The following is a 15,476-nucleotide window of genomic DNA, read 5'->3' as shown; positions in this document are numbered from 1 at the left end:
TCCCCTTACACACGATTGAAACTTTTGCACATCTTTATTTTATCTACAACAACCCGTTTCATCGCTATAATTGCATCTGAAAAATATTTACGCGGATCATTTTCTTCTGGATGAGAAAATAAATAATGACGTAATGCTGTTCCGAATGCAATTTTTAACTCTGTTGCGATATTCACTTTACAAATTCCTAAACGAATCGTTTCTTGCACTAAACTGTCCGATAATCCGGAGGCACCATGTAATACAAGGGGAATATCAACTTGCTTTCTAATATTTGTTAATCTTTGTAAATCTAATTTTGGTTTCCCTTTATATAGTCCATGTGCCGTTCCAATTGCAACTGCCAATGAGTCAATATTTGTACGTTCTACAAACTCTTTCGCTTGGTAAGGATCTGTATAAATTGAGTTTTCCACTACTATATCTTCTTCTATTCCTGATAATTGCCCTAACTCAGCCTCTACTGTTACTCCATATTGTTTTGCATATGCCGAAACTTCCTGAACAATCTGAATATTCCTTTCAAATGGATGATGCGATGCATCAATCATAACAGAGCTAACTCCTAAATCGATACAATTTTTAATATCACTTATATCTTCATGATGATCCAAATGTAGACTAATTGGTATATCATATCGCTTTCTCGCTGCTTCAATCATATGCAAAAGATATTCTTTCCCCATATATTTTATCGTACCTGGTGTAGCAGCAATAATAACAGGTGACCTAAGCTCTACTGCGGATTCAATTACTGCTTTTAAAGTTTCTAAATTATGAATATTAAAAGCTGGTACTGCATAGCCCTGTTCTTGTGCATTTCTCAGTATAAATTGAGTTGAAACAAGCATACTCTCAAATCCTTTCTTTTTTCTTTTTATATTTCATTTCTCCACCAACAACTGTTCCTATAAGATTTAAATCCTCTGTTAATATAAGAAAATCAGCTCTTTTCCCTGGTGCTATACTTCCAATTTCATTATCTACTCCAATACTTTTAGCAGGAATTAACGAGCCCATATGAACACATTCCCATAACGATGCACTCGTCCATTTCTCCATATTCTTTATCCCATCAATAAATCGAAGTGTACTTCCTGCTAAAGAACCCGCCTCTGTTCGGGCAATTCCTTCTTGCACTCGGACAACAAATTCTCCTAAATTATATGTGCCATCCCCTAATAAGCCCGCTCGCATACAGTCACTAACTAAACATGTTTTGTCGTATCCTTTACATTTATATAAAATATTCACTACACTTGGATGTACATGATGTCCATCTGTAATGATTTCACTATACGCGTGCTCGGTTGAAAGTGCCGCTCCAACAACACCAGGTTCACGGTGATGTAATCCTTTCATTCCATTAAACGTATGCACAAAAATCGTCGCTCCTGCTTGAATCGCACTCTGGCATATCTCATAGTTTGCATTCGTATGCCCAATTGCCACATGGATATTCTTTTCCACAGCATGATGTATACACGCAATAGCACCTCTTCTCTCAGGTGCCATTGCAATTTTTTTAATTGTCCCTTCTGATGCAACAATCCATTCCTCTAACATTTCAACGGTTGGATCAATAAAATATTTAGGGTTTTGTGCACCTTTATAGACCTCCGTAAAACAAGGCCCCTCAAGAAAAGATCCAATAATACTTGCCCCTTCCACTCCTCTTTTTTTTGCATGAGCTATATTTTTCAAAGCTCCCATTATATTTTCCGAAGAATCAGTTAATGTTGTAGGCAAAAAGCTCGTAACACCATTTTCCAATAACTTAATAGAGATATTGTTTAACGATTCATATGTGCTATCCATGACATCATGTCCCGCTACACCATGAATATGTGTATCAACAAATCCTGGAGAAATAATTCTACCTTCAAAATCCATTACTAACACTCCGTCTACTATTTCTTCAACATGTTTTAGAAAGTATCCATTTACAATATGTAAATATCCACTTTCACGAACACCATCTTCTAGTAGATATATAGATGCTTTGACGTAGTAGTTCATAAATTACTATTCCTTTCCTTTATAAGGATGTACTGTTACCCCTTGAACGATACGATTTACACTTCCACTTGGACAAGGGTTATCTGGAGTAATCCCTAATGCAATTGATTTATATAATGCTAAAATTTGTCCGTATAATATATAAATAAACGTAATATACATGTCATCTTTTAGATTTCGTCCTTCATTGCATAAAAACGTATTACAATGTCTCCTTGCTTCTTGATTATCTTGATGTGCTATAACAATCATTTCGCTCCTTTCTTTCTCTTGAAAAATCTCTTTTAATAAATCAAGATCATATTTTTTCGTATACTCATCATTAGATAAAAATAATACAACAACTGTATCCTTATCTAAAATTGATTTCGGTCCGTGCCTAAACCCAAGGGGGGTGTCAAACATAACTGGGATACGACCAGCAGTTAACTCTAGAAATTTTAAAGCAGCCTCTCGAGAAAGCCCTTCAAATACGCCTGATCCTAAAAATACAATTTTACGAAATTCCTTTTCTGCAATTCGTTGAATTTCCCGTTCTTGTTTTTTGATAACATCTTTTCCTATTCTTACAATATCCATAATGCTAGATTCTAAAAGATGGGGATGATTATAGTTACATAACATAAGTGCAGTTAACATCATAGAGGTAAAACTTCCTGTCATCGCGAACCCTTGATCATTTGCCTTCTGTGGCATATACATAACAAAAGCGTTCTCCTTATGTTGAAACTGCTTCGCTAAATTTCCTTCTTCATTACATGTTAAAATAATATGATAAACTGAATGAATAATTTGTTCTCCTAATTGCACTGCCGCTACACTTTCTGGACTATTTCCAGAGCGAGCAAAAGATACTAAAATTGTTGGGATGTCTGGCTGAAGATAGTAATAAGGACTTGAGACTATATTTGTTGTTGGAATACTTTCAATATGCATTTTCTTTAAATCTGTTATTCTTTTTATATATGGAACAATTGTGTCTCCAACAAAAGCGGATGTCCCTGCACCAGTGAAAATAACTCTCACTCGTTCATGCTTTCTTGAAATACTTGAAAAGAAACCTATAATTTCATGATGCTTGCTTTGAAAATTCAAATATACTTGCTCCCAAAGATCTGGCTGTTGTGCAATCTCTTTCGCTGTAAAACATGCTCCATATATTTCTCTTATTTCATCATTGGCATGTAATAACATTTGATAACCCCCTTAATATTAGTTCATATCTTATCACGTCATCATTACCAGTTGAATTACAATAAGTATAACCATACTTATTGTAATTCAACTGTGTAAGTAAATTTATCTCCTCTTGCAATGGTCTGTGTGTATTCGATTATATTTTCTTTCGCATATGCAATCCGTTCTAGAGATAAAGATGGTTCATTCTTTTCAACTTGTAGCCATGTTGCATGTTCTTTTTCTGCTGCAATCGCTTTGAAACTTTCCACTGCGCGCGTGATATGGACTTGATATTTTGTACGAAAAATCTCGTACATTGGTATTTCTTCTAATTCTTTCTTCGTTAAATATGGAAAGAACTTTACAGGAATATAAGATGTTTCAAATAGCATCGGTTCTTTATCAGCTAACCTTAGTCTTGTAATTTCATATACCTCTTCTTCATGATTAAGATTCATAATTTTCGATATTTTTTTATCGCAATGAATTATGGAAAATGATACAACTGTTGATGATGGAACCTTTCCAAATTTTTTCATTTCTTCTGTGAAACTATAAAAACGAACCAGGCTTTGATTAAATACACGAGGTGAGACAAAACTCCCTTTACCATGTTTTTTATAAATATATCCTTCTTTTTCCAGTTCTTGCATTGTCTGTCTTACTGTCGTTCTACTTACATCATGAATCTCACATAGCTCGCGTTCTGATGGAAGCTTATCATGTTCTTGTAAGTTCCCAGTTTCAATTTGCCCTACAATAATATCCATTAATTGGTAGTATAATGGTGTTCGATTATCTTTTGCAATCATGTTTTACTCCCTCACCTATAAAGTTGTTATAACCAGTTTATGGCTATTATATCGAATGAAAATAGGAATTACCATCACTTTCTCACATAGAAAGATAAGCTTATTCCAACTGTTAAAATTTACTTTAATCGTACATTTAATTTGTTCCTTTATATGCGCTCTTCTTATTTTGCTGGATTCATCGATTCTTGTAAGTCTGTCACATATTGCTTAAGATTTACTGTTTCACCCGTTATTCTTGATCTTTCAGCTGCAAAGGCAATTAAATGACTATTTGCCGAAATCATTGCAGACGTTAAACTTTCTGTTTTATTGTTTTTTACCTTTTCGATAAAATCAGTCATAATTGCATTATCTGCTCCCATATGTCCACCTTCTATTGTTTCTGGGTAAATCGTTTCAACCTCACCTGAAAAATATTTGACCTTCAATTCATTTAATACATCATGACCATGAATTTCACCATGTGTTCCCATAATTTTAAACGTACGGCAGCACTCTTTCGTAAATGCAGACATTGTAAAAGCAACTGTTACATCATTATCAAATAGCAAATTTACTACTTGATGATCTACAACATCATTGTCACAATGGTACACACAACGCCCATAAGGTCCTTTTTTTAGTGCCTCCAGTCTATTTTCAATGCTTGTATCAATAGAAACTACATTCGCTGGCCATTCATCTCTCTCGTGTAAATACCATTTTAAAGCAGAATATTGACAGTTTTCTTCAACTTCACAACCATCTGTACAACGTAACGTCGAACCCTTAGGTGCATGTTCGGATTTAAAGTGAGTCAAACTTCCAAAAGATGAAATCTTTTCACACTCTGCACCCACAAGCCATTGTAGCACATCCATATCATGACAACATTTTTGCAAAATCATTGAACTTGATTCAGATTTATTACGCCAATTCCCTCTTACAAAACTATGCGCTTGATGCCAATGACCAACATTTTCATTCCATTGAATTGAAACGATGTCCCCTATCTTCTTTTGATTAACAATTTCTTTTAAAGTCCTATAAAATGGTGCATACCTTAATACGTGACATACTGTTAATAATGCGTTATATCTCGTGGCAGCCTCTGCAATTTCCAATGTCTCTGTAGGGCTTGGTGACATTGGTTTTTCTAATAAAATTTTGTATCCTTTCTCAATCGCTTGCATAACAGGTTTATAATGAAACCGGTCGGGCGAACAAATAAGCAATACATCACAAAGCTTTTCTTTCGCTAATAACTCTTCCCATGTTTCAAATTGCATATCTTCCGAAACGCTATGCATTTCAGAGAATTTCCGTCTTTTTGCATTATCCAATTCTGCAACCGCAACAAAAGTTATCTCTGTTGGATGTTCTAACGCGTAAGAAGCATAAGCGTACATTCCACGACTTCCTGCCCCAATTAATGCCGCTGTAATCATTCATATCCTCTCCTATTCTATTATTCTTATTTTCCACCTGTAATTGTAATTCCTTCAATAAATTGTTTTTGTAAAAAAACAAACAATAACAACATTGGTAAAATCGCTAAAAATGATCCCGCCATTAGTACCGGATAGTTTGTTGCATATTGCCCTTGTAGTGAAGATAAACCAACTGACAATGTCATCATATCTGGTGAATTATTTACAATCATCGGCCACATCAATTCATTCCAAGACCAGAGTGTTGTAAATATACCAAGCGCAATTAAACCTGGTTTCGCAAGAGGCAGCATAACATACCAATAAATTTGGAAGTGATTGCAACCATCTAATCTTGCTGCTTCTTCTAGTTCCTTTGGAACGCCCATAAAAAACTGACGTAATAAAAAGGTACCAAATGCACTAAATAACCCAGGTACAATTACCGCTTGTAATGTATTCAACCAATCCAGTTTTACCATAATTAAATATTGTGGAAGCAAAAACACTTGAGCCGGAACCATTAGGACAGAAAGAGTTAGTAAAAACAGTACATTTCTACCTGGAAATTGTATTCTAGCAAAAGCATAAGCTGCTAATGAGCATAAAAACAACTGTCCGACCGTTCTAGCTATTGTAACAATTACAGTATTCATCATAAATTTAAAAAATGGTAATAAGTTGAATATTTCCGTATAGTTACTCCACATAAATTGAGATGGGATAATAACTGGTGAAACTTGAACAGATTCTGTATAAGTTTTTAGAGACGTTAATATCATCCAAATAAAAGGACCAATGGTTAATAAGGCACCTATGATAAGTATTGCATGAATCATAATTGTATTTTTATTGACTGAACCTACTCTTTTATTCATCATAATGCACCCACTTTTTCTGTAATATCATTTGAATCGCTGTAATGATTAATATAATAATTAATAATACAACTGCTATGGCTGCCGAATATCCTTTCTCATTTAAAATAAAGGCATTTTGATAAAATAAATAAACAATAGATTGTGTATTTTCAATTACATTACTTGTTCTACCGATCATCATAAAGATGAGATCGAATACTTGAAATGCTCCAATTAAAGACATAATCGTTACGAAGAAAATAACTGGCGATAAAAGTGGCAATGTAATCTTAAAGAAAATTGTAATTGGCCGGGCTCCATCCATAATTGCCGCTTCATAGTATGTTTTAGGGATGTTTTGGAGACCAGATAGAAAAATAACCATGTTATATCCTATCCCCCCCCAAATCGCAACTATAATAATTGAATATAATGCAATGTTAGGGTTGGTAAGCCAATTAGGACCATCAATTCCAAACCATGATAACATGTAATTGAGTAACCCATAGTCAGAATTATAGATCCATTTCCATACCATAGCGATTGCAGCAGGCATTGTAATAACAGGTAAAAAATATAATGTTCTATAAAGGGACTTCCCTTTAATGTTTTGATTTAATAGCACCGCTAATATGATGGATAAAAATATACCGATTGGAACAGTAAGCACGATATAAATAAATGTATTTTGAAAAGCCTTTCCTAAATCTTTATCAGTAAACATCTTTTTATAGTTTTCTAGTCCAATCCATTCATAGCTACCAAACGCATCCCACGCTGTAAAACTAAAATAAATATTTTGCACAATTGGCCACATATAAAAAATGAATAACCCTAACATAGTTGGGGCAATCATGACATATGCCCATATATAATCTAATTTCTTTTTCTTTTTATATTTTTTTTGTATATGTGTGTGTTTTTGCTCCACTACCTTTATTGATAGATCCTCCATCTCTTCACTCCTCCCATAATTTTTGATTTAAAGCAAGGAGAGGATCCCTCTCCTTATTTTTTAGAAAGAACTTCATTTGCTTTCTCTGTTAATTCTTTTGTTGCTTCTTCAACATTCAATTCTCCTCCCCATACCCTTTTTAATACTTTTGTTTCTTGCTCCCATAAAGCCCCTGTATTTTTCACACTCGGTAATGGGTAAGAATATTCAAGACCAGTGATATACGCTTGTAAATTTAAGTTTGGAACGGATTTAACCCACGCTTCTTGTGTTCCATTAAAAGCAGGAATGACTGTTCCAGTTTCTGCAAACACATCTGCTGCCTCTTTAGAACCTAAATATTTCACAAATTCCCAAGCTGCATCAGGATATTTTGTTTTCGCTGAGATGACATTTGCTAGACCATGAATCATAACAGCTCTTTCTTTCCCTTTTGGCATAACAGCAATATTTAAATCAGCATTTTTCTTATATTCTGGTACCATCCAAGGCCCATCAAAAATCATCGCTACTTTACCTGATAAAAACAAATCAGATGCTGTTGTCTCTGTCATTTGAGCAAATGTTGGTGATAATCCTTCTTTAATAAAACTAATGTTATAATTAAATGCTTCAATTGCTTGTGGTTTATTAAATCCTACTGTTTTTTTATCTTTAGAAAGAACATACCCTTTATTTTGGTAAATGAGATCATAATAACCACCTTGATTTCCCATTGCTGCTGCAAATCCCCAAACACCTTTTTCCTTTTTCGTCAATTGCTTTGCAGCTTCTTTCATTTTCTCCCAATCCCATGAATCATCTGGATATGCTACTCCAGCTTCATCAAATAATTTTTTGTTATACCAAAGTGCCGTTGTATCAAAATCTTTTGGAATACCGTAAGTTTTATTATCTACTGTATATAAATCAACTAAGGATTTTGGGTAATTTTCCAATTTATAATTATCTTTTTTCGCTTTATCATCCAAAGGCATCAATACTTTTCCCGAAGCGTATTTCACGACATTTGGTCCATTCATCCAAAATACATCCGGCAATGCATTTCCTGTTGCTGCCGTTTCAAGCTTCTGAAAGTACTGTCCGTACGCTGTTAATTCTATTTTCACTTTAATATTCGGATGTTTTTCATTAAACTGTTGAACCACTTTCTCCACTGCTGGTAGTTGTTTCTTATCCCAAAGTGCATACCGTAATTCTATCTTTTCATCTTTAGATGATGTGTTAACTTTTTCGCCACTGTTAGAACATCCTACTATTGCCAATAGCAATGATGACAAAAAGAAAATAAACCACTTTTTCATCCCTTTTCCTCCTCTAGAAACAATCATCTATATAACAAAATCTTTACTTATGTTTCTTGTAACTCACTGACAACAAATTAAACTAATATAATCAACTTTACAAAAGATTTGGAGCACCTTGTACATAAAGCGTTTACAAACGAATTTTATTCATTTATAAAAACAATGCTCTTCTCTCCCTTCCTATCAATTTTAGTAGACTTATGTCATTACCAGTTGAAGGAATAAACTATCATTGATATATTATTTATACATATACCAATTCAATCACGACATGATGTTGTCATTACCAGTTGTTATGAAGTATAACACTATCACTTTTTCCTCCGCAATATATTTTCTGAATTTTTTAAATTTTTATCACAAACCATGTCAATCCATTATCCCTATAGAATTTGTTATTAATAAATAATATAAAGATAAGGAGTGTTCATATGATTCAACAATTAAAAAGATATTACGATAAAGATATAAAAATTAATGAGGCCATACTTTCTGAAGAGTACAGTTGGTTTTTGATTGATGGGAATAGAGTAGGAATTCGTAAATCTCGCTTACATAAACAGGAGTGTCAATTACTTTCATCCCTCTTAACTCCCCTCCATGCTGACACATGCTATGAAACAGAAATAGAAAAGTATTGGTACGAAGCGTTATATCAGAGTAAAGATATTCAAATAACATCTGTACGCTTTTTACATTTCTTCGCAACGCATCCTATAACGGAACGAGAAGAATTTCATAATGCTTTACATTCAATACTTGGTTTTGATAATCCTACAATATGGGAAACTTCACAAACTGGAGTCCTCATCTTAACAGAAAATATATCTGAATATAGATTGCAAACAGCCCTTGAGACGCTGGAAACAGATTTTTTTATATCCTTATCCTTTTTTGTCGGCAGACACTACACCCAAACCAATAAAATTTCTCACTTGTATCAATGGGAACGAAATTTATTTTCTTATCTTTCTCCCTATCTATCAAAGAAAATTGCATACATTGAACAACTCCTTCCTTATCAATTAATGACCTTATTACCAAAAGAAAAGAGGGAAAAATATACAAATCATTTATTAGCACATGTTTTCAATGATAAAGAGCTAATAGAGAGTATTAAAGTATTCTTCCAATGTAATTTAAATGTATCACTTGCGGCCAAACAATTATATTTACACCGAAATACTTTACAGTATCGAATTGACAAATTTATTGAAAAAACAGGATTGAATATAAAAACATTTGAAGGTGCTGTGGCTGTTTATTTGGCTTTTCTTTCTTTGAACATCTCGTAATTTTGCATGAAAAAATTAATATTTTTTGTGCAACTTGCCAATTCACCTTACAATCAATAAACCTTATAATTCAGTTAATTATAAAATAGGGGTGATGTATAATGGCCGAACTCGTATTAGATCATATTTTCAAATTATATGATAATAAAACAACTGCTGTTTCTGATTTCAATTTACATATTCAAGATAAAGAATTTATTGTATTTGTTGGTCCTTCTGGTTGTGGAAAATCAACTACTCTACGTATGATTGCAGGTTTAGAAGATATTTCTAATGGCTCATTTTATATTGATGGTAAACTTATGAATGATGTCGCTCCAAAAGATCGTGACATTGCAATGGTATTTCAAAATTATGCACTATACCCACATATGTCTGTTTACGATAATATGGCGTTTGGTTTAAAATTACGAAAACTACCAAAAGATGAAATTAATCATCGCGTAACTGAGGCGGCAAAAATATTAGGTCTTGAAGATTATTTAAAGCGAAAACCAAAAGCATTATCGGGTGGGCAGCGACAGCGTGTTGCATTAGGAAGAGCTATCGTTCGTGACGCAAAAGTATTCTTAATGGACGAGCCTCTATCCAATTTAGATGCTAAATTACGTGTAAGTATGCGTTCAGAAATTTCTAAGCTTCATCGTCGTTTAAACACAACGACTATATATGTAACACATGACCAAACGGAAGCAATGACAATGGCATCACGCCTTGTTGTGATGAAAGATGGTATCATCCAACAAGTTGGTACGCCAAAAGAAGTCTATGATACTCCAGAGAATGTTTTTGTTGGCGGATTCATTGGTTCTCCGGCCATGAATTTTTTTACTGGAACATTAAAAGATAACTATTTTCATATAGAAAACATTCGTTTTAAAGTACCAGAAGGACAATTAAAAAAATTGCAGAAAAAGGGATACAACAAAAAAACACTTATACTCGGTATTCGTCCAGAAGACATTCACGATGAACCAATTGTCCTTCAATCTTCTCCCGATTCAACTGTCGAAATTAATATTGAAGTTGCTGAATTATTAGGTGCTGAGACTATGATACATGGAAAACTTGAAAATCAAAGTTTTGTCGCACGAATTAACGCTCGATCAGAACTGAAAGCTGGCGATAAGCTTTCAGTAGCCTTTAGTTTAACAAAAGCACATTTTTTTGATAGTGATACAGAAGTACGTATACGTAACAATTAAACAAGCTTAATTGGTTATTCTAAAGTCAGACGTACGAAAAAAGCTGTGTAGTATGGTCTCTACACAGCTTTTTCCTCCAATCCCCTAAATATATTGAATATACTATTTAACGTTCTAATGAGGGCATTCTGCTCTCAAACATTTTGATGTCACTCATTTTATTTTCTCATTATATTCGCAGGGCTAAGGAGTGATTGTCCGTGTACTTAAAAACAAATGAACGCGATTAGTATCACATAACATTGCGATACTAACCATATCAAACTCGTGACATATCCCTTCAACCAATACTTTGAAACACTCTTCTATAATCATTTATTTCGGAAAAATTAAACAAAAAACCTGAAGAAACTACCTATACTTTGGATACTTAAATTACCACGGACCTTACGATTTTTACTAGCATTCTGGATCCAGCTTCCCTTTCATTCTATGCCTAAAGGCGATCGGCTTTCTTGTTGGGAAAAAGCTGTACTAACACAAGTATAAGCGTAACAACTAAGATAATGACTCCTAATCCGATATTCACAAAACAAACTCTTACATTATATGGTATACCCTTTCACAAAAAGAAAATAATAATAAATAAATCCGTTACAGAATGGGAGCTCTCTAAAAATGAAACGAAAAATATTTTCTCTCTTTGCACTAATCTGTTTAGCACTACCAATACAAGCTAGTGCATACACATTTCAATCACTACCAATTGAATCAAATTCAAAACAGTGGTATATCGAAATTGATAAATCCCATAACGCAAACAAGCAAGCAGTGCGGCCAAAACAAGGTGTATACGATACATATCGTTTACTCGTAAAAAACATCGGTAATGATGTGTCAAACGTAGCTGTAGAAATAGTTGATAACACTCCTACTTCTAAAGCTGCTTTTAACCCTACTACATTACATAACAACGTTTCAAAAAGTCAGACAAGTTTAAACGCCATAGCATTCCCTTTAGACTTTAACAGTCATAATTTCAAAGTTGTCATCACTTGGGAAGAAAACAATTTCTCTTACAACGGTCATCCGGTAAATGAAGGGAAACAAATGAAACAAACATTTGTATTTAATGAAGAATAAGCCCTAATTTGATTAGGGCTTATTCTTTATTTATAAAACCAGATTGAATTGCTTCTGTTACCTCTTTTGTGATTTCCAGTTCTGTTGCTTCGGTGCTAATTTTCTTATGCCAAATATGTACGGAAGGCTTTTCGTTACAACGCTGTTTTAATAATACTAGTTGATTATATGTTAGCGTATTTTCTCTACGGGTAACGATATAGACTGTGAAATTTTTTGCTTCAAAGATCTTTTTCTGCAAAGTGTATTCTCTGTCCAATTCCTTTGCTACTATATCGTTCAAGTTTTCTATAATCATATAAGTTATTCTCCTTTCCCTTATATCATCAATCAAATCGTCGAATACTTGGTACACATAACGCTACTCCAATTGTTACAAGTACTAATATAGCTAGTGTTATAATCGTTATCTCGCCACCTATGACAGTAGCTAACCACCCTACAACCACATAACCTAGTGGCAATAAAGCAAATGAACCTAGCATATCAAGGCTTGCCACCCTTCCAAATGCTTCTTCTGGCACAAGCTCTTGTAAACTTGTTTCCCAAATGAGTCCAAATATCATCATACCGAACCCTTCAATTGCCATTAATCCAATTAATGCAGGTGCCCAAGCAATAAACGGCATTATTAAAAGCGCACAACCACTTATTAATACACCACCATAGGCAAGTAATCCCCGCTTATGCCACCGTTCCCTTCCGCCAAATATTAGCGCGGCAATTACAGCTCCAACACCAGAAGATGCCATTCCTAATCCATACACGTATGCTTCAAAATGATGATGAACATTAAATAACCATGGAATTAATACGACGATAATTCCTGCATAACAAATATTAATGAAAGAAAAAACTAAAATTGTAATCCATAGCCATGGATGATTTTTTAAAACGAAAACACCTTCCATAAACTCTTGTTTGTAATCGATTTGTCTCTTTTCAATGGGTTTTACTTTGTTAAACTTTATCTCTCTTAAAAATATTAAACATAAAAATGATAGCAAATATGTTACTGCATCCAGTCCAAATCCTATTCCGGCAGATGCAACTGAAACGATCAATCCTCCAAGAGCCGGTCCAATTAGTCGTATACCTTGATTACTCATTTGTGTTAATGCATTAGCTGCATTTCGAATTTCCGGTACAAATACTTTCGCTCTTACAGCCGCATATGCTGGCTGAAATATCCCTTCCATAAGCCCATATAATGCTACGAGTACATATAGAAGTGGAATTGTTAAGACATCCATAAATATAAGCGTTGCAAGTAATAGCATTAATGTGCAACGGATTATATCTGTAAATAACATTAATTTCACCCGATCAATTCGATCTACTACTAATCCAGCAAACGGTAACGCAAGAATATTAGGAAGCATATACATTGCCATTGTCATTCCCATTACAACTGTTGAACCAGTTAATGAATACACAACGACTGGCAAAATGACCATCGTTATAGAACTGCCTAACGTCGAAAGCAATTGCCCAATCCACAAAAATTTAAAATGTGGTGACGCTTTAACTGGCAATAACAATTTACCGACATAACCTACATGTTTCTCTGTTCGTATTTCTCCTTGCATACTTCTCTCCTCTTTTCAAATTAAGTTAACACTAAATATAAAACAAAAAATTCAATCTTCAATACTTTTAATTATATATGAAACTGTTAAATTATTGGTAAAAACATAAAAAAGGTGTTTTCATAAATGAAAACACCTTTTTTATTTATAATTTCAAGTTTTTCTTCAATGTCCAATACTTTTCTTGAGCATTTTCAAATGAAAATTCTACCCAGCCGTTTGGATCTTCACGATATACATTCACTTTCTTACCGTTTTCTAATTTTCCAACTTCATTTTGTGTAACATTTGGTACACTCTTAATTGGGTTGTTAAACGGGAATGGCACTTGATAGTAAGATCCTAACGATTGAACTGTAGCTTTTGCATCTTTTGCATAATCTTTATATGGAATTGCCTCGCCTAACGCCTCTACATTTAATGTTTTAGGGTTTTTCGGCAATGGTTTTACATTTTGATAATCTTTGTTATTATATGGCTTAATACGCTCCATAATATTAGCGATTTTTCCAGCCCATGCTTTATCTGTTGCATACTTATCATTTATATCAGGCAATGTATAACCTTTAAAATATTTAGCATCTGGCTCTAAGTAGTTTTTCCTTACATAATCAGCATTGTATGAAATACTTAATGCATAAGATGGTAAATATTTTGCATGTGCAAATGGATCCCAATCATATGCTCTTAAGCCAAATAAATTATGTTTACGATATGCAATTTCTGATTTACCGTATCCAGATTCTAAGATTGCATGTGCAGCTAAGTATAATGCATTCACACCATACTCATTTTGTGCTTGAATAAAATCTTTACCATTTCCAACAAGTGGACTGTCTGAATGATACTCTCCAATGAAATTATCAATATCTTGTGCTGTTACGTTAGATGGTAATGTTACATTTAAATTAATATACGATGGCTGTTCAACAGGAACATCCTTTTTAATTTGCATCGCTTTATATAATAACTGTGCATAGCTCTCACGTGTTAATACACCTGATGGGTCAAATCCTCCAAGGTTATTCCCTGCTGCTACACCATTGGATTGCAATGCACTAATTGCTTCTTTTGCCCACCAATGTGCTGCATCTATATCATTAAATGTATGTGGTGCTTTTACTTCTAGTTTAAATGCTTTTTGCAAAATAACAGACATCTCAGCACGAGTTAACGATTCTTTCGGTCTAAATGTTCCCTTACCATCACCCACGAAAATCCCCATATCTGTTAATGCCAAAATTTCTTTTTGGAACATCGTCGTTCCTGCACTAATATCAGCGTATGGATTTTTATAATCAGTTTTTGCTTCTGGTTTTAATGCACGATACATTAATGCTGCTACTTGCTCACGAGTTACAACATCTCCAAAGCCAAATTTACCATTATCGTACCCTGCAATAACCCCTTTTGACGTTAAATCAGTAATCGCTTCAAGTGCCCAATGATCTTTCGGAACGTCTGGAAATTCTTTTGTAGATGCAAACGAAGTTGCTGGAGCCATCACTACTTGAAGTGCGACTGTCACTGCTAACACATTAGAAATAACTTTTTTCATAATTTTTTTAACACGTTATGTATATGCTTGTCCCGTGTTAACTTGCCTCCCTTTATCGTATAATTTTCCCTATTAAACTAACAAACTCTTAATTGGTCAACAGTAAAAGTATACGTGATAAAAATAAACTAATCTACCATTATTTTATTCATAATCAGCATAATACGATATATCTTTTTATCCCGATATAAAATTACAAAAA

14 protein-coding genes are annotated in these 15,476 nt (G+C 33.9%); 3 read left to right on the top strand and 11 right to left on the bottom strand.

The window, feature by feature from the left end; genetic code table 11:
* Window positions 1–5: 5 nt before the first annotated feature.
* From ACHZK0_RS09000 to ACHZK0_RS08965, 8 genes are all read right to left on the bottom strand, one after another.
* Window positions 6–851 carry a tagatose-bisphosphate aldolase subunit GatY gene (locus tag ACHZK0_RS09000; RefSeq protein WP_270340600.1) on the bottom strand — a complete coding sequence of 282 codons (846 nt, stop codon included), beginning with the start codon at window positions 849–851 and terminating at the stop codon, window positions 6–8.
* A 4-nt stretch (window positions 852–855) separates the two neighbouring features.
* Entirely contained in the window at window positions 856–2,019 is a 1,164-nt protein-coding gene (nagA, locus tag ACHZK0_RS08995) for an N-acetylglucosamine-6-phosphate deacetylase (RefSeq protein ID WP_395761453.1), read from the bottom strand.
* A 6-nt stretch (window positions 2,020–2,025) separates the two neighbouring features.
* Entirely contained in the window at window positions 2,026–3,213 is a 1,188-nt protein-coding gene (locus ACHZK0_RS08990; protein WP_262740768.1) for an SIS domain-containing protein, read from the bottom strand.
* A 77-nt stretch (window positions 3,214–3,290) separates the two neighbouring features.
* On the bottom strand, window positions 3,291–4,010 hold the full coding sequence (locus ACHZK0_RS08985) for a GntR family transcriptional regulator (protein WP_262740767.1): 720 nt from the start codon (window positions 4,008–4,010) through the stop codon (window positions 3,291–3,293).
* A gap of 164 nt (window positions 4,011–4,174) precedes the next feature.
* Window positions 4,175–5,440, bottom strand: a complete 1,266-nt coding sequence (locus ACHZK0_RS08980) for a Gfo/Idh/MocA family protein (RefSeq protein ID WP_097817680.1) — start codon at window positions 5,438–5,440, stop codon at window positions 4,175–4,177.
* Window positions 5,441–5,466: 26 nt separating this feature from the next.
* A complete protein-coding gene (locus tag ACHZK0_RS08975; protein WP_395761702.1) occupies window positions 5,467–6,300 on the bottom strand; it encodes a carbohydrate ABC transporter permease in 834 nt (277 codons plus the stop codon).
* Window positions 6,293–7,237, bottom strand: coding sequence for a carbohydrate ABC transporter permease (locus ACHZK0_RS08970; protein ID WP_262740766.1), 945 nt, complete (start codon window positions 7,235–7,237; stop codon window positions 6,293–6,295). Before ACHZK0_RS08970 ends, ACHZK0_RS08975 begins: the two co-directional genes overlap by 8 nt.
* 53 nt (window positions 7,238–7,290) lie before the next feature.
* Entirely contained in the window at window positions 7,291–8,541 is a 1,251-nt protein-coding gene (locus tag ACHZK0_RS08965; RefSeq protein ID WP_262740765.1) for an ABC transporter substrate-binding protein, read from the bottom strand.
* 434 nt (window positions 8,542–8,975) lie between these two features.
* Here ACHZK0_RS08965 and ACHZK0_RS08960 point away from each other — a divergent pair, with 434 nt between their 5' ends.
* From ACHZK0_RS08960 to ACHZK0_RS08950, 3 genes are all read left to right on the top strand, one after another.
* The gene (locus ACHZK0_RS08960) at window positions 8,976–9,839 is read left to right on the top strand and encodes a PucR family transcriptional regulator (protein WP_270340603.1); all 864 of its coding nucleotides are present in this window, start codon (window positions 8,976–8,978) and stop codon (window positions 9,837–9,839) included.
* 101 nt (window positions 9,840–9,940) lie between these two features.
* A complete protein-coding gene (locus ACHZK0_RS08955; protein ID WP_226638640.1) occupies window positions 9,941–11,044 on the top strand; it encodes an ABC transporter ATP-binding protein in 1,104 nt (367 codons plus the stop codon).
* 618 nt (window positions 11,045–11,662) lie between these two features.
* Window positions 11,663–12,127 (top strand): hypothetical protein, encoded by a 465-nt coding sequence (locus ACHZK0_RS08950; protein WP_262740763.1) that lies wholly within the window; start codon window positions 11,663–11,665, stop codon window positions 12,125–12,127.
* Between the two features lie 19 nt (window positions 12,128–12,146).
* Here the strand turns inward: ACHZK0_RS08950 and ACHZK0_RS08945 are convergent, their stop codons facing one another.
* The 3 genes from ACHZK0_RS08945 to ACHZK0_RS08935 form a co-directional block, all read right to left on the bottom strand.
* The gene (locus ACHZK0_RS08945; RefSeq protein ID WP_395761452.1) at window positions 12,147–12,425 is read right to left on the bottom strand and encodes a hypothetical protein; all 279 of its coding nucleotides are present in this window, start codon (window positions 12,423–12,425) and stop codon (window positions 12,147–12,149) included.
* 28 nt (window positions 12,426–12,453) lie between these two features.
* On the bottom strand, window positions 12,454–13,716 hold the full coding sequence (locus ACHZK0_RS08940; protein ID WP_262740761.1) for an MFS transporter: 1,263 nt from the start codon (window positions 13,714–13,716) through the stop codon (window positions 12,454–12,456).
* Between the two features lie 145 nt (window positions 13,717–13,861).
* On the bottom strand, window positions 13,862–15,274 hold the full coding sequence (locus ACHZK0_RS08935) for an S-layer homology domain-containing protein (protein WP_262740760.1): 1,413 nt from the start codon (window positions 15,272–15,274) through the stop codon (window positions 13,862–13,864).
* Window positions 15,275–15,476 lie beyond the last annotated feature (202 nt).

The sequence above is a fragment of the Bacillus sp. 3G2 genome (genome assembly GCF_044324725.1).
Taxonomy (GTDB): domain Bacteria; phylum Bacillota; class Bacilli; order Bacillales; family Bacillaceae_G; genus Bacillus_A; species Bacillus_A mobilis.
This window is presented reverse-complemented; position numbering and strand designations above follow the sequence as displayed.